Raw genomic sequence first — 20978 nt, 5'->3', positions numbered from 1 at the left:
GTTTTTTACTCAGCCGCTTTGCTCTTAGTTATTATTTGTCTCTAATTTTTCTTAAGATTAGCTGTTAAAAGTTAACAGGGTTTATATATTTGAATATAGATGCAGCGTTCGTACTATTAATTTTTATTAGTACAATTATAGGTTTATTAAAGTTTCAAAAGCAGCCTGGAAAGGTTTTTGGCTTTACTTTTATTGCCCTTATTATTAGCGGACAAGTTTCAAATGAAGCGGTGTTAGCCAGTATGTCTAATAAAGGCTTAATAACGCTTATTTTGTTAATACTGTGTTCTTTAGCGTTAGAAAAAACCCGCTTACTGCGTATACTCGCCAGCAAAGTTTTATTCTCCAGTTATGGCAAAACATGGATCAGGCTTTTTAGTTTAACGGTTGTTTCTTCAGCCTTGTTAAATAATACCGCTGTTGTCTCTACCATGCTGGCGCCGATTCGCAATAACCCTTATCATTCTGCCAGTCGATTATTATTACCCTTATCTTATGCGGCTATTTTTGGCGGTACGCTAACCTTAATTGGCACGTCTACTAACTTAATTGTTAACAGTTTAGTCTTAAATGCTGATTTACCTGCCTTAGGCTTTTTTGATTTTTTCCCGGTAGGTGTTTTTATCGTCATTACTTGTGGCTGTGCGCTGTGGTTTTTATCTAAATATCTCCCAGAAACAGATATTAATTCAACGCTAGAAAGTTCATATTTATTAGATGCTAAAGTAGAACTTAACTCGGCATTGATTGGCAAAACCGTAGAAGAAAACGCTTTAAGACATTTAGACTCTTTATTTTTGATTGAAATAATTCGCGCTGGGCAAACGATTACCCCTGTTTCTCCCGACCAAGTTATTAGTGCCAACGATAAGCTTATTTTTAATGGTGACGTTACTAAAGTAAACCAACTTAAGCAGTTTGATGGTTTAACTGTTTTTGCACACAAACAAGGCTTGTCTGATGACAACTTAACGGAAGTCTTTGTTCGTTCTGAAAGTGTACTCATTAATAAAACATTAAAAGGTGTTGGCTTTAGAGCTAAGTTTGACGCTGCTGTGGTAGCAATGAAAAGAGACGGGCAAGCCGTTACAGGTAAGCTTGGCGATGTTAGCATTCGTCCGGGTGATTACTTAGTGTTAGCAACGGGCCAAGATTTTAAAGCCAGAAATAATGTTGATAAAAACTTTATTGTCGTCAATGGCGTTGAGCCAGAATCAAAACTGACCGGTAAAAAAGAACCTTTTGTTATTATAAGTTTTTTCTTAACCGTAGCATTAAGTGCACTAGGAATTATTTCTTTATTCAAAGGAATGTTAGTGCTATTTTCTTTTTTCTTATTGTCGAATTGCTTGTCTAAAGATGAAGTGATTAGACGTTTTCCAATACAAATTTGGCTGATTATTTCTACGGCGCTAATGCTTGCCAGTGCATTAATAAATAGTGGATTACTAACGTCTCTTGAAACGATTACTTCTTTGTCGGGCAGTATTACGCCGACCGTCGCCTTAATTATTATATTTTTATTAACGGTATTATTAACCGAGTTGGTCACTAATAATGCCGCAGCTGCGCTAATATTCCCAATAGCTTATAGTATAGCGTTGAACTATGGCGTTAATATTACTCCCTTTATTATGGCTGTAGCCTTTGGTGCCAGCGCTAGTTTTATTAGCCCATACGGGTATCAAACCAATTTAATGGTCTTTAGTGCCGGGCAATACCAGTTGATAGATTTTATAAAAATAGGTGTGCCCATTAGCGTTATATATTGCACTACTGCGATTTGTAGTATTTTATATTTCTTCCCTTTTTAGCTATTAATAGCGTTCAATGATAAATGTGAATTATGAAAAAAAATAACCCAGCAAGTCCTTATATAGAAAAAAACAACACAGAAAAATCGTCAGATGTGGTTTGGCATCAACAGAGTGTCACTGCTGAGCAAAAGTCTCAATTAAAGGGCCATAAAGCGGTATTACTATGGTATACCGGCCTAAGTGGTTCGGGTAAATCTACCGTTGCCAATGCAGTTGAGCAAAAATTACTGGAACGTGGCTGTCACAGTTATTTACTTGACGGTGACAATGTTCGCCACGGTTTAAATAACGATTTAGGGTTCACTGACGAAGACCGTATTGAAAATATACGCAGGATAGGTGAAGTTGCTAAGTTATTTGTAGACGCAGGTTTACTTGTTTCCACGGCCTTTATTTCGCCTTTTCAAAAAGACAGAGACCAAGCCAGAGCGTTACTCAAAGACGCGTTATTTTTAGAGGTATTTATTGATACGCCTTTAGATGTTTGCGAAAGCCGTGATCCTAAAGGTTTATATAAAAAAGCCAGAGCGGGTGAAATCGCTAATTTTACCGGGATAAGTTCGGCTTATGAAGCCCCTGAAGCTGCTGAAATACATATCGAAACAGCGCATTTGTCTATTGAGCAATGTGCTGATTTAGTGATTGACGCTTTAATAAAAAAACAAATTATAAAATCATAGTTTTTACCCATGGCTTTATCGAAAAAATAATTGTAAAGACTAAAAATAAAGGATTTATCTGTGAATTATGACGTATTTAATGGTGATGCCGACGGTATTATCGCCTTGCTGCAATTGCAATTAGCCAATCCGACAGTAAGTGTCAAAATTACCGGCGTTAAACGTGATATTGCTTTACTGCAACAGGTCGTTGAAATAACAAATGCTCAAGGCAATAGTAGAGACGAGAGTGTTATCCGCGTTTTAGATATTTCAATGGAAAAAAATAAAGACGCATTGAATACCTTATTAGCTGAAGGCGGCAACGTAACTTATATCGATCATCACCGTGCGGGTGACATTCCGGAACATGTAAATTTACAAACGCATATTGATTTAGATGCAAATACTTGTACGGCTTTAATCGTTGATAAGATTTTAGCTGGGAAGTTTCACCATTGGGCAATTTGTGCGGCTTTTGGTGACAATCTTATTGCTAAAGCGACCAAGTTAGCCAAGTTAGCGGGTTTAAACGATAACGAATGCGAGCAGTTAGAAACGTTAGGTACCTTAATTAACTACAATGGTTATGGTTCACATATTGACGATTTGCATTTTCATCCGGCAAGGTTATACGAATTACTGTTAGCTTACTCAAGCCCTTTTGATGCGATTAAAGATGCAGACTCCCCTTATTATATTTTGCAAAAACTATATAACCAAGACCATTTAAAAGCCGTTAACACCAAAGCATTTTATGACACAGCGTTATTAACTACATTTGAATTACCGGATGAAACATGGGCCAGAAGAATAAGTGGTGTGTTTGGCAATGAATTAGCCAATATAAACCCAAAGAAAGCACACGCTATTTTTACAATAAATACAGATAACACCTATACGGTTTCTTTAAGAGCGCCATTAGCGAATAAACAAGGTGCTGGAGATATTTGTAGTCAGTTTGCTACAGGAGGTGGACGTGCCGCTGCCGCTGGAATCAATGCGCTTGCTAAAGATAAGATTGAAGCGTTTTTAGCCGCAGTAACAGCTTACTATAGCGAATGAGTGATGTAGTAAAATAGATAAGCGGTCATTGTAAAAATGAAACTGTTTATTTAATGTGAATTTTTTTTAGGAAAAAAGTGGTCCACCCGACAGGACTTGAACCTGTGACCTCACGCTTCGGAGGCGTGAACTCTATCCAGCTGAGCTACGGGTGGTTTGCTGTGTTAAGCGCGGCAAATACTATAATTAATCGTGAAAATTGTCTAGCTTTGTCGTCTTTATTTTAGGTACAGGGGTTAATTCTATAGTTCTTAGTCAAGCTAAGGATAAATAATGGAAAAAGATGTACTTTATTCCGCAACAACCCTAAAGTATTGGCTATAATAAAATCAGTTAATTTAACGCGTTATAGAATTGCATATGAAATCATGGAATAGTTTTATTAAGTTTTTGATGATAGGAATAACACTTTCCGCATCATTTTTTACATTGTCACAGAGTTACGATTTTGAACAGATCATTGTTGAGCCCTATGCCGACACGATAAAACGGACAGGGAAACTTGATTTTAAACGAACGTTAAATTTGTCATTTAAAAGTAGTGGATATTTAGCTGAGTTAGCCGTTGATGAAGGGCAGTACTTTGAAAAAGATCAGCTCATTGCTTCTTTAGACACTCGTGAATTACTGCAAAATAAAAACGCCACTTATGCTGAATTATTACAAGCAAAGCGCGAAGTTAACCGCCAACAAAAACTACTCGAAAATAAATTAAGCTCAGAACAAGATCTTGATCTTGCCTTAACTCGTGTTGAAACAAGCAGAGCTAACTATCAAGTTGCCTTTTATCATTTTGAAAAAGCACAAATCTTTGCGCCATTTTCAGGCGTGGTATTAAATCGTTATACCGAACTAGGTGAACTACAATCGCCAGGAAGTAATGTACTAAAAATAGCCGCTTTAGAGCAAAATTGGGTGGTAAAAGTTGCCTTAACAGGTAACGAAGTCAGCCAAGTGCGTTTAGGTCAAAAAGTGAATGTTTCTTTACAAGCACTTGGCGGTGTTATTGGCGAGGTAAGCAAAATACCTGCTATTGCTAATACCGAAGGCAATATGTTTATTATAGAAGTGTTACTGCCAAATATTAATTTGAACAATGGTATTGTTGCTGGTCAAATTGCTGAAATTACTATCGACTTTACCAGTGATAACTTTGTGTATCGCTTACCAATATCGGCATTGGTAACTGTTAATAATAATGGTCAGGCCGTTGTTATTGTAAGGAATGAGCAAGACCTTACGTATCAATCTTATGATATTTATCGTTTAGATAATCAGTTTGTTTATCTGTTTGCTTCGGTTGATGACCAACCCTTACAAATAGTGACGAGTGGTTGGCAACATATTTCAATAGGTAAGTAATTTTATGCTACTACCTAAACTCGCCATAAAAAACGCTCAGTTTACTCTAACAATAGTGGTGCTATTAGTACTGGTTGGTATTGTTTCATACTTTCAAATGCCACGTTCAGAAGACCCGCAATTTGATATGCCCATCACCTTAATTGAAGTGATTTATCCTGGTGCCTCACCCGCAGACATTGAAACTTTAGTGATAAATCCACTTGAGGAAGAATTTTCTGATATAGAAAACATCAAAAAAATTGAATCTCAGGTCAAAAATGGTGGAGCTCGTATTGAAATTACCTTTTTATATGGCACAGACTCTGAAGCTGCTTTTAACAAAGTAAAGCAAGCGGTTTCATCCGTTAAACCCAGTTTACCTCAAGGTGTTCATGACTTACTTGTTTTAAAAGCAACACCCTCTGGTGTCGCTATTATGCAACTGGCACTGTGGAGTGAGCCGATTGATTATAAAGTTATGGAGTTTTACGCCAAACAGTTAGAAAAACGTTTAGAAGCGATTAACGATGTTCGAAAAGCGAATATATGGGGATATCCTCAGCAAATTGTTGCGATTGACGTTAATTTAGCCTTGTTAAAGCATTACGGTTTATCTGTTACCGATATCAACGCAATTTTGCAAGGCCGTGCGGTAAATATTACCCCAGGTTATGTTGATGCAAGTTCAAGGCGTTTTAATGTAAAAGCCAGTGGGAATTTCGTGCAATTGGCCGAGTTAGGTGAAACGGTTATTCGCTCTGATGATAGTTTTATACTGCGTTTAAAAGATGTTGCGACAATTGAATTTTCTGGATTAGAGCCTAATTATTTAGCATATTATGATAATAAACCGGTTATTTTTCTGACCGTAGAGCAACGACCCGATACGAATATTTTTGTGTTAACTGAAAGTATTGATAATGAAATAGCAAGTTTCACCAAAAGTTTACCTGACAACATGAATGTTGATGTGTTGTTTAAACAAGCGAATAGTGTTGAATCAAGAGTAAATGGTTTCTTTGATAACCTTTGGCAAGGACTAGTCTTAGTTGGCATTATGTCGCTAATATTCTTAGGGTTACGTGAATCTTTAGTAGTCATCGCGGTGATTCCGTTGTCATTTTTAGTGGCAATAGGTTGGTTAGATTTTATTGGCTTCGGTTTGCAACAAATGTCGATTGTCGGATTGATCATCGCATTAGGTTTGCTAGTTGATAATGCCATTGTTGTTACCGAGAGTATTCATCGCGAAAAGAAAAAAGTCACTCCTCTTAGTGACGCGGCTGCATCTGGTACAAGCAAGGTTGGCTGGGCAATAACCAGTGGCACTGTTACCACGATGTTAGCGTTTTTACCTATGCTAATGTTAGCGAGCAGTACCGGTGACTTTGTTCGCTCAATGCCTGTTACTGTGGTATTAGTGTTACTCGCTTCTTTGTTAATTGCACTAACGTTAACGCCACTGTTAGCGAGCCGATTTTTTGCAACCAATACAGATAAAAACACCTCTAAAATAAAGACTTTGCAGCATTATGTTAATATATTTGCCGAGCAGACTTATGCAAAATGGTTAAGTCGGTTTATCAATTTACGCTGGATTGTTATTGTTATTGCAGTTTTATGCTTAGTGGGCATGTTGTCATTATTTGGCAAGGTGGGCGTGAGTCTTTTCCCTAAAGCGGAAAAGCCAATGATCATGCTTGATGTTGAAACACCGCCTAATTCATCGTTAGCTTATACTGATAAAGTCATGCAAAAAATGACTAAAATCATCGAGAAAAATGATTTAGTAGAAAAAGTTGCTTTAAATGTTGGTAGTGCCAACCCTCGTATTTATTACAATCAAATTCCTAAACGTGGTGTGGCAACTTATGGCCAGGTTATTGTTGTCTTGGCTGAATATGACGCGGTAAGAGTCTCTAGTTTCGTTAGTGAACTGCGTGAAGAGTTCGGTCAGTGGCAGGAAGCTAAAATTACGGTTAGTGAGTTTACCCAAGGTCCGGTTACTGACTTACCCATAAGCGTTAGGTTAATGAGTGAGTCACTGTCTGACTTAGAGCAGGTTGCTAATGATCTTGCCAATATGATGGCAAATACAAAAGGCATCATAAATATTGATAACCCAATTGGTGTTGCTAATACAGAGCTTCTGCTGGATATCAATTATGAAAAAGCAGGTTTAAGCAATATAGATATCAATACCCTTGATACTACTTTACAGACGATACTTTCTGGAACATCCGTCGGACAATTTAATGATGATAACGGTGAAAATTATCCTATTATTGTGCGTCGTAAAAATCCAGATATTGATGGTTTAGCTGATATTAATGTTACTAATCGATTAGGTGAAGCTATTCCGCTTAATCAATTTATTAGTACTAAACTGCAAAAAGGTCGCACTGAATTCTACCATTATCAAAAATTACGTATGGCAAAAGTATCTGCAGATGTAGATGAAAATTATACGGTAAGTGAGCTTACGGCTAACGTTATTGCGTACTTAGATGAGTATAAAATGCCAAATGGTGTTAGTTATAATTTGGGAGGAGAAGAAGAATCTCGTCAAGAAAATTTCTCTGGGCTCACTCAAATCATGCTTGTTACTGCTATTGGCATTTTCGCGGTGCTGGTCTTACAGTTTAAGTCATTTTTACAACCCATCGTAATTTTTACTTCAATTCCCTTTGCTATGGCAGGCTCGGTAATAGGTTTATATTTAACCGGACAATCATTTTCAATGATGGCATTTATTGGTTTAATTAGTCTGTTTGGGATAGTGGTCAATAATGCCATAATATTAATTGATACCACCAATCGAAACCTTGCAGAGTCAGCTAACTTAAAAGAAGCCATTATAACGGCTAGCGCAAGCCGTTTTACCCCAATATTATTAACAACGCTAACAACTATTGGTGGACTGTTGCCCTTAACTATTTTTGGTGGTGCGTTATGGCAGCCTTTAGGCACTGTTATTATTTCAGGCTTATGTGTATCGGCTATCGCGAGCTTTTTATTAGTACCGGTATTAACTGACGTATTTACTGAAGATAAAAAACAAAACACCGACTAAACAAAAACTCAATAAGAAGTTTATATTATGGATTCATTAGGTCTATTTGGTTATTCATTAGCTGGCATTGCATATTTAGTTTTTGCGCTACTGATTTTTGCTGCACGAAATAAGACAACGCTCGCTCGCTGGGTATTAGTTTCTGTATTTGTCACTGTTATTGCTAATGGGGTTGCGGCCTTACAAATAAAGTTAGGCTTTAGCTTGCAGTGGGCGATGCTTGCAGATGGCTTTAAAGTAGCTTGCTGGTCGTTGTTAATCTTGCTTTGTAACACAGAACAACGCTCTTTTCGGGCGGTTATTGCCAATTCACATATTCGTCAATATATCAAAATTTGGACCATATTAATGGTTGCTTGCTGGTTGGCGAGTGTCTTATTGAATTATTCTTATGAGTATTTATTCCTACTTTTTATTGTGCTTAATTTATGGAGTTTAGTGCTATTAGAGCAGTTATACCGAAGTGCTGATTCACAAGTGCGCTGGGCTATTTGGCCGATGGTTATTGCATTAGCCAGCGTTGCGATTTTTGACTTTGTTTTATATGCACAAGCCACTATGGTTGACGGTATTGATTTTGATTTTTGGTTTAGTCGTGGCTTTATCTCTCTTATTATTGTGCCTTTATTACTGATCAGTACTCGACGGATTCGTAATGGTGCAGTAAGAATTTTTGTTTCTCGACATGTTGTTTTTTATAGCTCAATGTTGATGATTGCCGGTATATATTTGTTGGTTATGGCCTTTGCTGGCTATGTTATTAACTACATAGGTGGAGAGTGGGGCAGCGTTGTTAGTATCGGTTTTCTAATGTTAAGTGCTTTTGTATTAGTCGCTTTATTTATTACCGAATCGTTGCGCCGGAAATTAAAAGTGTTTATAGCAAAAAACTTTTTTGCTAATAAATACGAATACCGCGATGAATGGTTAAATCTTATCGGAAAAATAGAAACCACCAATGCAGAAAGTTATTACCAAATGGCAACTCAAATAATGATGTCAAAAGTAGATGCTTATGCTGGCGCTATTTTGAAAAAAGTAACAGGTCAACGTTTCAGTGTTCAATATTCTGAAAAGTTGCTTCTAGATGATACCTTTAATCAGCAACTGGTCGAGTGCAGTCTTTTTTGTCAGCGCCAAGGTTGGATAATTGATGTTGAAGAATATCGCCAAACACCAACTGTTTATCCTGGCTTATCTCTAGACTTATCGTTATTCGATACCCAAAGTATCAGAATTATAGTCCCTATTTTTATTGGTAAAGCATTCTATGGGATGTTTATTTTAGCGGGAAAAAACCAAGTTAAGCAATTAAATTGGGAAGACAGAGATTTACTGTTTGCTATATCAAAACAGTTAGGAAATTTCGTTTCTTTACATGAAGCTAATGATAAATTAGCAGAATCAAAACAGTTTGATGCCTTTAACCGTATGTCCGCCTTTTTAGTGCATGATTTGAAAAATGTTCAAGCACAGTTAGCACTTATTACCTCTAATGCAGAAAAACACCGAGATAACCCAGAGTTTATTGCTGATGTTTTTGAAACGGTAGAGTCAGCGACAGAACGCTTATCTAAAGTACTTTCGCAATTACGTAATAAGCAAGCAGCTCAACCTAAAAGTGAGTTGGTTGATATCTCAGCAGTCATTAACAGTGTAATAGAGCAGAGAAATATTGAGTTACCTAAGGTGACCTTTGATAAAATCAACCATTGCGAAATGGCTATTGATAATGAAACTTTTCATTCAGTGCTCAATCACTTAATACAGAATGCACAGGAAGCGACAAGCAAAGATGGCTGGGTTAAAGTAGAGCTTACTCAGAGAGAAAACCATATAGGCATTAAAATTTCTGATAATGGCTGTGGTATGTCGGTAGACTTTATTAATAATCGACTATTCAAACCTTTTGATACCACTAAAGGTAATGCGGGTATGGGCATTGGTGTCTTTGAGGCCAAGCAATTTGTTGAAGGTATCGCCGGAATAATTAAAGTCGAGAGTATTGAAGATAAAGGCACTGTTTTTATAATAGACTTACCAATAAACCCAAGTTTATAAATGATATATTACCGTAGAATACAGATCCTGAAATAAATTCAGGATGACGTTCATGGATTTAGGCTGACGACAGGTAAGGTTGTTTTTCCCCGTCATGCTGAACTCGTTTCAGTATCCGGGCTGAGATCCTGAAATAAATTCAGGATGACGTACGTGGAATCAGGACGACGACAGATAAGGTTGTTTTTCCCCGTCATGCTGAACTCGTTTCAGTATCCGGGTTGAGATCCTGAAATAAATTCAGGATGACGTAGTGGATTCAGTATGACGTACGCTGATTTGGGCTAACGCTCGTGGATTCAGTATAACGTGTGTGGTTTCATGACGACGATAGGTAAGGTTGTTTTTCCTCGTCATGTTGAACTCGTTTCAGTATCTGGGTTAAGATCCTGAAATAAATTCAGGATGACGTACGAGGATTCAGGATGACGTTCATGGATTCAGGATGACGTGTGTGGTTTCAGAACGACGATAGGTAAGGTTGTTTTCCTCCGTCATGCTGAACTCGTTTCAGTATCTGGGTTAAGATCCTGAAATAAATTCAGGATGACGTTCATGGATTTAAGATGACGTACGTGGATTTAAGATGACGTATGTGGATTTAGGATGACGTACATGAATTCAGGATCACGTACGTGGATTCTGTATAACGTTTGTGGTTTCATGACGACGATAGGTAAGGTTGTTTTCCTCCGTCATGCTGAACTCGTTTCAGTATCTGGGTTGAGATCCTGAAATAAATTCAGGATGACGTACGTGGATTTAAGATGACGTACATGAATTCAGGATCACGTACGTAGATTCAGTATAACGTTTGTGGTTTCATGACGATGATAGGTAAGGTTGTTTTCCCCGTCATGCTGAACTCGATTCAGTATCTGGGTTGAGATCCTGAAATAAATTCAGGATGACGCTCGTGGATTCAGAATAACATTTGTGAATTTATAATGACGACAGATGAGGTTGTTCTTTCCCGTCATGCTGAACTCGTTTCAGTATCCGGGCTGAGATCCTGAAATAAATTCAGGATGACGTACTTCGATTAAGAATGACGTACTTCGATTCAGTACGACGTACATGAATTCAGAACTACGCGCTCAAATAAAGCGTATAAATAATAAAAGGGTTTTAGTCGTATGGAAAAGTTACTGATCATTGATGATGATAAAGGAATACAAAAGCAACTTAAGTGGAGCTTATCTGATTATGAGGCTGTATTAGCAGGTGATCGTGAAAGTGCTATTGCTGCAGTACGTCGCTTTGAACCCAAAGTTGTTACGCTTGATTTAGGTTTACCGCCAGATGAAGCTAATGCTACTGAAGGTTTAGCGGCATTACAGGAAATTTTGACCATAGCGCCTCATACTAAGGTGATAGTGATCACCGGCAATGACGATCGTACTAATGCGTTAAAAGCTATTTCTGCGGGTGCCTACGACTTTTATCAAAAGCCAATAGATGCTGATGTGATCAATGTCATTATTGCTCGAGCTTTTAGTGTTTCGGCAATTGAAGAAGAAAACCGTAAGATGCGTCAAGTCGCGGGTAGTGATATCGGCATTATTGGTAACAGTGAAGCTATTGACCGTCTCCGCATGATGGTAAAGCGTATTGCGCCAACACAAATAACAGCCTTATTACTGGGCGAAAGCGGCACAGGTAAAGAAGTAACCGCCAATGCCGTGCATATTGCCAGTGAGCGCAGTAATAAGCCCTTTGTTGCCATCAACTGTGCTTCTATCCCTGAAAACTTATTAGAAAGTGAATTATTTGGTTTTGAAAAAGGAGCTTTTACCGGTGCTCATCGTGCGACTAAAGGTAAAATAGAGTGTGCAGAAGGCGGTACATTATTTCTTGATGAAATTGGTGATATGCCTTTTAGCTTGCAAGCAAAACTATTACGATTCTTACAAGAAAAAACGATTGAACGCCTTGGTGGTCGACAAGAAATTAATGTTGATGTTCGAGTGGTTTGTGCAACCAATCAAAACTTAGAACAAATGGTTAAAGATAAAACTTTCCGTGAAGACTTATTTTATCGCGTTAGTGAAATAACCTTAAATATCCCCCCGCTACGTGACCGAGATGAAGACGTATTAATTCTGGCTCAATATTTTTTACAGATGTACGCACTTGAATATAAACGAAATGTAAAAAGTTTTTCAGAAGACGGTTTAAGTGCTATTAAGGCTCATAAATGGCCGGGTAATATTCGTGAGTTACAAAATAAAGTAAAAAGTTCGGTAATTATGACGACTGGCACACAAGTGACCGCCTTTGACTTAGGCTTTTTTGATCATACGAGTACTGAACTTGGGCTGTCTTTGAATTTGCGTTCGGTGCGAGAAAAAGCAGAGTCACTGGCTATTCAAAAAGCTTATGCGTTAGCCGAAGGCAATATGTCAAAAGCTGCAGAATTACTGGGTGTTACTAGACCAACATTGTATTCATTAATTGAAAAATATGGCCTAACAATTAACGAAACCTAGATGATTTGAAATACGGAGAAGGTTTTGTTATAAAGTCTTCTCCATTAAATAAGGATGTTAACTCTTATCGTTTTCACTACTTCGTTCAGAATCAGAATCAGTATCGGCAATTGTGTCAGCCGTTAGCTCTGAGTTGGCTTCAATACTTTCATCGATATTACTTTCAGCATATAAACGACTCTTCTGTTTAAGGAGTTTATCAACATAACGCGCCATTTTAATTTTCTGCTTAATCGACGACTCTAATATCTCTTCTACTTCTCTTAATATTTCTTTCATGTTTTCAACATTTTCAGTTGAATTAACGATGAGCTGTGCGCTTGCCTGGCTAGGTTCATTACTGGCTAATTGTACTTTATGCAGTGAACCGGTTAACTCTACTTGCATCTCTAACGCGACTTCGTTAATTGCGTCAACATCAATACAAGCTAGCTCTTCTAAAAATCCAAACAATAATAAACGGTCAACAAAAATATTGATTTTTCTGGGAACGCCTAAAGTTTTTTCATGAATAACATTAAAGCCTTCATCTGAGAAAAGTGCCTCTTTAATACAACCTGCTTGCTGCAATCTATGATTAATATATTCTTTAACTTCGTCACTAGTCAGTGGTTTTAAATGCGCAGATGCAATGATACGTTGACGAAATTGCTCCATATTAGGCGCTTGAATAATATCTTTAAGTTCTTCTTGTCCGAGAAGAAAACTTTGTATCAATGGCTTATTATCCAGTTGAAAATTAGATAACATGCGCAGTTCTTCAACAGTTTCTATCGGCAAATTTTGTGCTTCATCAACAATCAACAAAGCGCGCTTACCTTGGCGATTCAAATCAATAAGAAACTGTTCAATTGACTGTAGTAACTCAGCTTTACTTTTACCTTTAACCGAGATCTTAAATTCAAAAGCAACAAGTTCAAGTAATTCCTGCGGGTCGAGCTTAGTCGTGACAAGTTGAGCGGCAACAATTGAATCGTCAGCAATATTGTTTAAAAGGTTACGCGCTATTGTTGTTTTACCCGTGCCTATAGGCCCAGTAACTACGATAAAGCCTTCGCCTTGATCTAAACCATATTGTAAATAAGACATTGCTCTTTGGTGATTGCTTGACGCGAAAAAGAAACGTGGGTCGGGACTTAACTGAAAAGGACGCTCTTTAAAACCATAATAATTTTCGTACATACTGCTAAAAACCTTTACTGAATTTGAGGGTGATTCTGTCTTCCTCATAATTGAATGATTGCGTCGTAGAACTGCGGTTAAGATGGCTTACACCTAATTTAACAGTTAGTTTACTATTTAAGGATTTGTCATACTCAAGACTATAACGTCGGTAGCGATCTTGACGGCCATTATCTTGTGCAAGTAAATAGTGGGTGTCAGTATATTCAAGCATGAAATTTATATTTGATTTACCACTCACTTTGCGTTTAATCGCAAATGATGCTTTTTTATTTTCATCTTGGGTACGGGTATTTAAATTTTCACGGGTCAATTTTGATAGCTCAACGCTGAAAGTGGTTCGCGGTAGTGCTAATTCTGAAGACCACAGTAACTCTTTGTTTAATGAAAGGCCCAAATCTTCCACTAAAACAAAATCATTTAAGTTGACTAGCTGATAATTATCAAAATCGATATTATCATTATTATTGACAAAACAACTTGAAGAGTCAGTTATGTCGCCTTGTGGACACCAAAAGCTACCTAAGGCGACACTTTCATAATTATTACGGGTAAATGCTTTAACCTCTTCAACATAAGTAATGGTATTGGTTAAACGCTTGTTTTTATGTACAAAGTCAAATCCATAACTTTCTCCGTAAAAGCGTTGGCCGTAATCAACTATTAAGGTCGTTCTTTGACTAGGCTCCCAGCGAATTGTGGCCGCAGCATAGTCTTGTTGTTCTTTACCATCGAGGTCTAGCTGAGTACCAGTAGGTGTGTTATAAGATAGGTCTAATAGGAGCCTAGGGCTTATTAACCAGCGTAAGCCGCCGCCATAAGAGTCTGACTCAAGTGATGAACTATTATTAACAAGATCACCTTCATTAGTTTCATCATAATATCGTATAAACGGAGTTATCTTATAACCCGTAATCAAACCGATTTTAACTTCGCCTTTGAATAACTGTCCGTCTCGGCCTTGATTAGTCGCATCAGAATATTCAGATGACGCATCCCAATATACATTTCGAGCAGCAGAGCCATTTTTACTCAAAAACTGTACTGCATAGCCTTCTCGTTCACCTATACCGTCTTGTGATTTAGTTGTTTGGTATTGAATACCCGAACCAACAATAAAGTCACTATTATTAATCGTGTACTGAAAACCACCCGAATAATTTTCAACTCTAATAGTGTCACCAGAAACAATATCTGCAAGCGCATTACTGGAATTATTACGTGCTTGGTTTGATATTGCAGCACTACCGATTAAAGAAAGTCCTTTAGGACCTAGCTTTAAGCGAAAAGAACTGTCCAATGTATGATAGTCATCATCGGTATCATGGTCATGGGTGTACATTGCATAAAGACTTTTTGCATCAAAAGTAAAATCTAATTTTTTTGATGAAAACAGCGTACTTAATTCAACACCTGTTTGACTAACTAAACTTGCTGTTGTGTCGTTAACAGATAAATTAACATTATCTGTATAGGTTTCATCAATAATCAACTGTGGTGTAAACTGCCATTCCCCTGCGAAAGTATTTGCAGATAAAATGGCAAAGATTGCTGCAGCTAATACTGTCTTATTTAGTGCCGTATCCATAACCATAATAGCCATACATATCCTTGTGAGATCTGATTGCTTTGTTTAGCACTAAACCCAGTGCTAAATCTTCGTTGAGGTTTTCTGTCGCTTTTTGAATATCTGCTAAGAGCGTTTTTGATTCTTCAACTACGACCAGCGCTTGGCCCATTAAGTTGGCTAAGACCATCGTTTCTGTAACACCAATTAACGGTGGACAGTCAAATATTACAATACGGTCAGGGTAGCGCTCTGCAAGTTCTTTAGCTAAAGACTCCATACGGTCACTGGCGAGTAATTCATTAGAAAGATGATGAGGTTCACCTGCAGGTATTATTTTAAGCTTATCAATATTGGTACTGTAAATTATTTCAGAAATATCCTGCTTCTCACCCAGTAAGTATTCAATCAAGCCGGGGACTTGCTTAAAACCTAATTCTCTATTTATGCTTGGGCGTAGAACATCGGCGTCAATTAATAACACTGTTTTATCTTGTTCTAAAGCAATACTGAGCGCTAAGTTTATTGAGATAAAAGTTTTGCCTTCATTTGGTTTAGAGCTACTTATCATAACCAAATTACTGTTTTTAAGCGTTTTAGAGCCTGAGCCAAAGGCATTATTTAAGAGCTTACGTTTAATTTGACGAAACTCATCTTTAATACTTTTTCTGGTACCGTTATCGATTAAGAAACCACGACTTTCAAGATCATTCTTATTAAGCACTAAAACATCATTATTTTCAGAATTTACTGGAGCTGTCGAGCTATCAACGGTTTTAGTTGGTTTATCAATCGTTACATTGTCAGTAACAGCCGGTGCTTTGTCTTGTTGAGCCATCTTTTGTTTAGCGAGTGCTTTTTCTATGGTACTCATAAATTAAAAATCCTATGTATTGGCGCTTGTATTGCATCCGGAAATAACGAATAAGCGATAAAAAAGCATAATATTAAAATTAATAAGCTGTTAGAGACAAAAAACAGTATTGTTTTACGTTTATCTTTACTTTGTAGACCTAAATTTTCAGTAGCCGAAACAATACCAAAAATAGGAATGCCCGTTGCCCGAGCTACTTGGCTGCTCGAAGTTACAACAGGGTTAATTTGACTGAATAAAAAGGAAAATCCCAATCCAACACCTACCCCTAAAAAGGTAACAACTACATAAAATAGATACCTTTTAGGACCTGTAGGTTGTAAAGGTGCACGAGGAGGATCAATCACTTTGAAATTTATTTTACTGGTCGTTTCGTTAGCTGACTGACCTATTTGTGCTTTTTCTTTACGTTGTAGCAAGTCTTCATATTGTTTTTTAGTAATATCGTAGCCGCGATTAAGTGCCACTAATTCTGCTTCGATTTCAGGCAAAGTATGAATTTTGTTTTCAAGATCTCTGACAGTATTTCTGTAATTATTAGCTCTTACTTCCATTGAAGCAACTTGTCCTTCAAGTTGATTCACTTGAATTTGAATATCTTGAATTACTGGGTTCTGACTTATTGGCGTGTAGTCACTACCTGCATCATTACTGCTTGTTAAATACTGTTCAATTTCATCATCTCTTTTCTTTGATAAATGCTCAAGGCGACGTTGAACTTCTTTCACATCAGGATGTTGCTCGGTATATCTAAGCTGTAGTGAATCTAATTGTCCTTCTAACTCAGCAATACGGTCATCAAAAGTCGTTTTTATGCTGTTCGAATCAACAATATTATTTTGCTGATTAGATTCTGACGTTGAAGATTGTGTCAATTTAGCTTTTGAGCCAGCTAATTGTGTTTTTGTTTCTAGTAAAATCAGTTCAATAGTTTTTAATTGTTCTTTTGAGTTATTTAGCTTTTGGTAATAACCACCGTACTGGTTAGGCAGCACTTCACTGTATTTCTGTTTAAAATTAGTTAACCTGGCTTCGTCTTTTAATAAGCGATTTTCGTATTCATTAATTTGGCTATCAAGAAATTTTTGTGCAGAATCAGAATCCCGACGATTTTCACCTCGAGTCGTTTCAATAAACACCGTGATAACCGCTTGCACAACATCGCGTGCCATTGCTGGGTCTGTATCAGAGAACGTAATATTGAAAATGTTTTGTCTGCTGCCACCAGTCTTTTTAATTGAAATACCCTTGTTTAATCTTTCAATTAAGTTATTAAATTGTTGCGGGGTATTAGCTTGAACATCTAGATCGGTCATCCGAGCAATACGCTCTAAATTTGGGCGGTTGAGCAATGTTTTTACCATTAAGCTGATTTGTACATCAGGATTCGACTCAACCGTCATCCCTCTTAACAAAGGACCTAAAATAGATTGAGTATCGGCAAATACTCGCGCTTCTGATTCATAAATATCTTGTAGCTGTGAAACGGCGAACCAACCTAAAGGGCAAATAAGCCAAGTAGCAATCATAAGATAGCGGCGTTTTATCCACATACCTTTTAAATAATCTAAAATTTGTTCAAGTGTTTCTTGCATTCCTGACCTCTAAATACAGGCAATTAATAAAATAGGCGATTGTTTTCTTATTTAACTAAAACTAAAACTAAAACCAAGTTTCAGGGATAACAATTATATCACCTGGCAAAACGTCAACGTTAGCCGCTATCTCGCCATTCTTAATTAAGTCTTCAATATAAATTTCATATTGTTTTTGTTTGCCATTTTCCACTCTTACTAAAATAGCATCATTACCATCAGCAAATTCAGTTAAGCCACCGACCTGAATCATTACATCGAGTAATGTCATTTGCTGAATATAATTGATTGACTTAGGTTCTGCAGCTTCACCAATAACACGTATCTGCTCACTAAATGGGCCAACAAAATTATTTACGGTTACGGTAACTACGGGCTCTCTCAAGTAAGTTGCTAGAATTTCTTCAATAGTTCGAGCGAGTTCGGTAGGTGTTTTGCCTGATACAGGTATATCTTCAACTAAAGAGGTGGTTATCATGCCGTCGGGACGCACAACAAATGTGCCTGAAACTTCAGGGTTACGCCATACGAATATATTAACAACATCACCGGCACCAATTAAATATTTATAAGTGCTAACATCAACCGTATTCGATTGGTGTATGGTTGCTGGTGGTAAGGTTAATGTACTACAACCTGAAATAACATAAGCTATAGTTAGTAGTATTGCTGTTTTTAGTTGACCGAGCATATTCTTTTCCATGGTTATAACCTTCTTTATACATCGAATTTATTAAATTGATACTAAGCTATCTGATTGTATGTGATTTTTACAAAGGTTGCACAACATTTAATAGGTGTAAAAAACTTATGATTATTGCTATTATCTTACACGCTTATGTTTTGGGTGTTTTTTACTAAAAATCATAAATGAACAAGTTGAATCTATTAATAATAAAGGGAATAATTAATTCATATGTCTAGCCCAAAGTTTCGAGATCTATCTTCGGGTAGTAAATCTTTAGTTATTATTGAACTGATTTTTTTCGCGGGTTCATTATTACTGACCGTCTATTTAAATAGCTTGTTTTTATTTGTCGAGCATCAAAATATCCCTACTAATTTATTGGCTATTTGTGCGATTGTTTTTGCTCTTGTTGTGCAACTATCGTTATTAGCCTTAGGTTTATACAACTCGAAGCTACGTGAAAATTACCGTGGTATTGTCAGGCGTTTGCTTGTTTCAGTAGCGATTGGCTTCTTTATTGTCACCTTAATCAATCCCTTATATGGTCAACACGCCTTAAAAATTGAATTACTTGCAATTGCTGCATTATTTAGTCTTATTATTGATAGTGCTTTTCGTTATTTTACCCTGCAAGTGGACTTTTTTGGCTTTAGTAAGCGGGTAGTGTTAGTACTTGGCGCTGGCGACAGAGCCTCTATCATTGAAAAACGCATGCGTCGAGATGTCGACAGGCAAGGGTTTTACATGCATGGCTTTGTTATTATGCCAGGTGACACCGAAACAGGTATCGTCAACGAAAACCGTATTGCATTAGAAGGTTCATTGGTGAATTATGCACTAGAGCATGGTATCGACGAAATTGTTGTTGCCAGCGATGAACGCCGCGATAATTTACCGGTTGATGAACTTTTTGCCTGTAAAATACGTGGTGTAGAAATTACCGAAATTCTCGATTTTATCGAGCGTGAAACAGGCCAAATTGCCGTAAACCTTATTTATCCAAGTTGGGTGATCTATTCAAATGGTTTTGCTTCAGGCAACCATTTACGCAATACCTTAGATTGGGTTTTTAACGCGGCTATTGCTATTGCTTTAACCTTAGTTACTTGGCCAGTTATGCTAATAACAGCCATTCTTATTAAATTAGACGAAGGGATGAAAGCCCCTATCTTTTATCTGCAAGAGCGCGTTGGCTTAGATGGACAAGCTTTTAATATTTATAAATTTAGAAGTATGCGAATCGATGCGGAGAAAAATGGTGCGCAAATGGCTTCTGAAAATGATGACCGCACGACATCTATTGGTAAATTCATTCGTAAATACCGTGTCGACGAATTACCACAGATACTCAATGTAATACGTGGAGATATGGGCTTTGTTGGCCCGCGTCCTGAGCGTCCTGAATTTGTTCAGCAGCTTATTAAAAACTTACCTTACTACAACGAACGTCATAATGTTAAGCCAGGATTAACAGGCTGGGCACAATTAAAGTACCCTTATGGTTCAACAGAAGAAGATTCATTAGAAAAGCTTAAATATGACTTGTATTATATTAAGCACCGTAGCTTTATGTTGGACTTATTAATTTTAATTAGAACGGTTGAAATTGTTTTGTTTGGTAAAGGAAGATAAATAAAATGCTTTTTCTACTTGCTGTGAGTAATATTATATTGGAACAAGGGTTATATTTGTGAGCCAAATTATTAATGCGATGACAGTCGATGTTGAAGATTACTTTCACGTATCTGCGTTTGAAAATACTATTGCTAAAACCGATTGGGAAAAAACACCTTTACGTGTCGAACACAATACTTATCGGTTACTTGAATTATTTGAAAAACATGGTGTCAAAAGTACTTTTTTTACACTAGGTTGGGTCGCAGAACGTTGCCCTAACTTGATTAAAGCGATAGTTGACCAAGGACATGAATTAGCCAGCCATGGTTTTGCACATCAACGTATCACTGAAATGAGTAAAGACGATTTTGTTACTGATGTTGTAAAGAGTAAAAATATTTTAGAACAATTGTCTGGCACTGAAGTTATAGGTTATCGTGCGCCAAGTTTTTCACTTAATGATACTAATACATGGGTTTATGAAAAATTAATTGAATTAGGCTTCCAATATAGCTCGAGTACTTATCCCATTCAACACGACTTATATGGGGTGCCGAATTGGCCTCGTTTTATACATGAACGTTCAGAAAGCTTTGGTGGACAAAAAATAATTGAAATACCCATACCAACCCTGCGTAAGAATAATATCAATACAGGTATTGGTGGTGGCGGTTATTTTCGTTTATATCCATATTGGCTTTCTAAGAAACGTATTGATAAATTCCACCAACAGGAACAAAAACCTTACAGCTTTTATTTTCATCCTTGGGAGATAGACCCTGACCAACCAAGGGTGAAAGACGCACCACTCAAATCAAAGTTCAGGCACTACATAAATTTGTCGCGTATGGAAGGTAAATTAGAACGACTGCTAAAGGATTATCAGTGGGACACAATGAAGAGTGTTTATTTAAATAAAAATACCAAAGAAAATGGAATGACTTAAC

14 protein-coding genes and 1 tRNA gene are annotated in these 20978 nt (G+C 37.2%); 9 read left to right on the top strand and 6 right to left on the bottom strand.

The features are described 5' to 3' along the window. Positions 1 to 89 precede the first annotated feature (89 nt). From H4J70_RS11390 to H4J70_RS11380, 3 genes are read left to right on the top strand one after another with little or no spacing between them, the layout of a single operon-like run. Positions 90 to 1814 carry an SLC13 family permease gene (locus H4J70_RS11390; protein ID WP_182221470.1) on the top strand — a complete coding sequence of 575 codons (1725 nt, stop codon included), beginning with the start codon at positions 90 to 92 and terminating at the stop codon, positions 1812 to 1814. Between the two features lie 32 nt (positions 1815 to 1846). Continuing rightward, positions 1847 to 2497, top strand: a complete 651-nt coding sequence (cysC, locus tag H4J70_RS11385; RefSeq protein ID WP_182251163.1) for an adenylyl-sulfate kinase — start codon at positions 1847 to 1849, stop codon at positions 2495 to 2497. 60 nt (positions 2498 to 2557) lie between these two features. Continuing rightward, positions 2558 to 3541 carry a DHH family phosphoesterase gene (locus tag H4J70_RS11380; RefSeq protein WP_182251162.1) on the top strand — a complete coding sequence of 328 codons (984 nt, stop codon included), beginning with the start codon at positions 2558 to 2560 and terminating at the stop codon, positions 3539 to 3541. 78 nt (positions 3542 to 3619) lie between these two features. Here the strand turns inward: H4J70_RS11380 and H4J70_RS11375 are convergent. Further along, positions 3620 to 3696 (bottom strand) — tRNA-Arg (locus H4J70_RS11375). Between the two features lie 205 nt (positions 3697 to 3901). Between H4J70_RS11375 and H4J70_RS11370 the strand changes: the two genes are divergently transcribed. The 4 genes from H4J70_RS11370 (at position 3902) to prsR (ending at position 12508) form a co-directional block, all read left to right on the top strand. Then, on the top strand, positions 3902 to 4903 hold the full coding sequence (locus tag H4J70_RS11370; protein WP_182251161.1) for an efflux RND transporter periplasmic adaptor subunit: 1002 nt from the start codon (positions 3902 to 3904) through the stop codon (positions 4901 to 4903). A 4-nt stretch (positions 4904 to 4907) separates the two neighbouring features. Continuing rightward, the gene (locus H4J70_RS11365) at positions 4908 to 7958 is read left to right on the top strand and encodes an efflux RND transporter permease subunit (protein ID WP_182251160.1); all 3051 of its coding nucleotides are present in this window, start codon (positions 4908 to 4910) and stop codon (positions 7956 to 7958) included. 27 nt (positions 7959 to 7985) lie between these two features. Continuing rightward, the gene (prsK, locus tag H4J70_RS11360) at positions 7986 to 10019 is read left to right on the top strand and encodes an XrtA/PEP-CTERM system histidine kinase PrsK (protein WP_182251159.1); all 2034 of its coding nucleotides are present in this window, start codon (positions 7986 to 7988) and stop codon (positions 10017 to 10019) included. A gap of 1136 nt (positions 10020 to 11155) precedes the next feature. Beyond that, the gene (gene prsR, locus H4J70_RS11355) at positions 11156 to 12508 is read left to right on the top strand and encodes a PEP-CTERM-box response regulator transcription factor (RefSeq protein WP_182230741.1); all 1353 of its coding nucleotides are present in this window, start codon (positions 11156 to 11158) and stop codon (positions 12506 to 12508) included. Positions 12509 to 12565: 57 nt separating this feature from the next. On the opposite strand, the gene H4J70_RS11350 is transcribed toward prsR, so the two are convergent. The 5 genes from H4J70_RS11350 to H4J70_RS11330 form a co-directional block, all read right to left on the bottom strand. Further along, positions 12566 to 13690 (bottom strand): XrtA/PEP-CTERM system-associated ATPase, encoded by a 1125-nt coding sequence (locus H4J70_RS11350; RefSeq protein ID WP_182251158.1) that lies wholly within the window; start codon positions 13688 to 13690, stop codon positions 12566 to 12568. Between the two features lie 4 nt (positions 13691 to 13694). Beyond that, complete coding sequence (locus H4J70_RS11345; protein WP_182251157.1) at positions 13695 to 15293, bottom strand: TIGR03016 family PEP-CTERM system-associated outer membrane protein; 1599 nt, start codon at positions 15291 to 15293, stop codon at positions 13695 to 13697. Continuing rightward, positions 15259 to 16131 carry an XrtA-associated tyrosine autokinase gene (locus H4J70_RS11340; RefSeq protein ID WP_182251156.1) on the bottom strand — a complete coding sequence of 291 codons (873 nt, stop codon included), beginning with the start codon at positions 16129 to 16131 and terminating at the stop codon, positions 15259 to 15261. The genes H4J70_RS11345 and H4J70_RS11340 overlap by 35 nt, the downstream gene beginning before the upstream one ends. Then, positions 16128 to 17726 (bottom strand): XrtA system polysaccharide chain length determinant, encoded by a 1599-nt coding sequence (locus tag H4J70_RS11335; RefSeq protein WP_182251155.1) that lies wholly within the window; start codon positions 17724 to 17726, stop codon positions 16128 to 16130. The genes H4J70_RS11340 and H4J70_RS11335 overlap by 4 nt, the downstream gene beginning before the upstream one ends. 67 nt (positions 17727 to 17793) lie before the next feature. Then, positions 17794 to 18429 (bottom strand): XrtA/PEP-CTERM system exopolysaccharide export protein, encoded by a 636-nt coding sequence (locus tag H4J70_RS11330; protein WP_182230736.1) that lies wholly within the window; start codon positions 18427 to 18429, stop codon positions 17794 to 17796. A gap of 213 nt (positions 18430 to 18642) precedes the next feature. Between H4J70_RS11330 and H4J70_RS11325 the strand changes: the two genes are divergently transcribed. Together H4J70_RS11325 and H4J70_RS11320 are read left to right on the top strand one after the other, a co-directional pair. Next, complete coding sequence (locus tag H4J70_RS11325; RefSeq protein ID WP_182251154.1) at positions 18643 to 20046, top strand: TIGR03013 family XrtA/PEP-CTERM system glycosyltransferase; 1404 nt, start codon at positions 18643 to 18645, stop codon at positions 20044 to 20046. Between the two features lie 79 nt (positions 20047 to 20125). Beyond that, positions 20126 to 20977, top strand: a complete 852-nt coding sequence (locus H4J70_RS11320; RefSeq protein ID WP_182251172.1) for an XrtA system polysaccharide deacetylase — start codon at positions 20126 to 20128, stop codon at positions 20975 to 20977. The last annotated feature ends 1 nt before the right edge of the window (position 20978 follow it).

Origin of the sequence: Colwellia sp. BRX8-9 (assembly GCF_014077245.1) — a bacterium.
Taxonomy (GTDB): Bacteria; Pseudomonadota; Gammaproteobacteria; order Enterobacterales; family Alteromonadaceae; genus Colwellia_A.
Note: the sequence above shows the minus strand (reverse complement) of the source record. Positions and strands in the feature narration are given on the sequence as shown.

Coding starts and splice junctions, on each gene's coding strand:
- H4J70_RS11345 (WP_182251157.1), bottom strand. CDS start 15,293: ATGGCTATTATGGTTATGGATACGGCACTAAATAAGACAGTATTAGCT.
- H4J70_RS11330 (WP_182230736.1), bottom strand. CDS start 18,429: ATGGAAAAGAATATGCTCGGTCAACTAAAAACAGCAATACTACTAACT.
- H4J70_RS11325 (WP_182251154.1), top strand. CDS start 18,643: ATGTCTAGCCCAAAGTTTCGAGATCTATCTTCGGGTAGTAAATCTTTA.
- cysC (WP_182251163.1), top strand. CDS start 1,847: ATGAAAAAAAATAACCCAGCAAGTCCTTATATAGAAAAAAACAACACA.
- H4J70_RS11350 (WP_182251158.1), bottom strand. CDS start 13,690: ATGTACGAAAATTATTATGGTTTTAAAGAGCGTCCTTTTCAGTTAAGT.
- H4J70_RS11370 (WP_182251161.1), top strand. CDS start 3,902: ATGAAATCATGGAATAGTTTTATTAAGTTTTTGATGATAGGAATAACA.
- H4J70_RS11340 (WP_182251156.1), bottom strand. CDS start 16,131: ATGAGTACCATAGAAAAAGCACTCGCTAAACAAAAGATGGCTCAACAA.
- H4J70_RS11320 (WP_182251172.1), top strand. CDS start 20,126: ATGACAGTCGATGTTGAAGATTACTTTCACGTATCTGCGTTTGAAAAT.
- prsR (WP_182230741.1), top strand. CDS start 11,156: ATGGAAAAGTTACTGATCATTGATGATGATAAAGGAATACAAAAGCAA.
- H4J70_RS11335 (WP_182251155.1), bottom strand. CDS start 17,726: ATGCAAGAAACACTTGAACAAATTTTAGATTATTTAAAAGGTATGTGG.
- H4J70_RS11365 (WP_182251160.1), top strand. CDS start 4,908: ATGCTACTACCTAAACTCGCCATAAAAAACGCTCAGTTTACTCTAACA.
- prsK (WP_182251159.1), top strand. CDS start 7,986: ATGGATTCATTAGGTCTATTTGGTTATTCATTAGCTGGCATTGCATAT.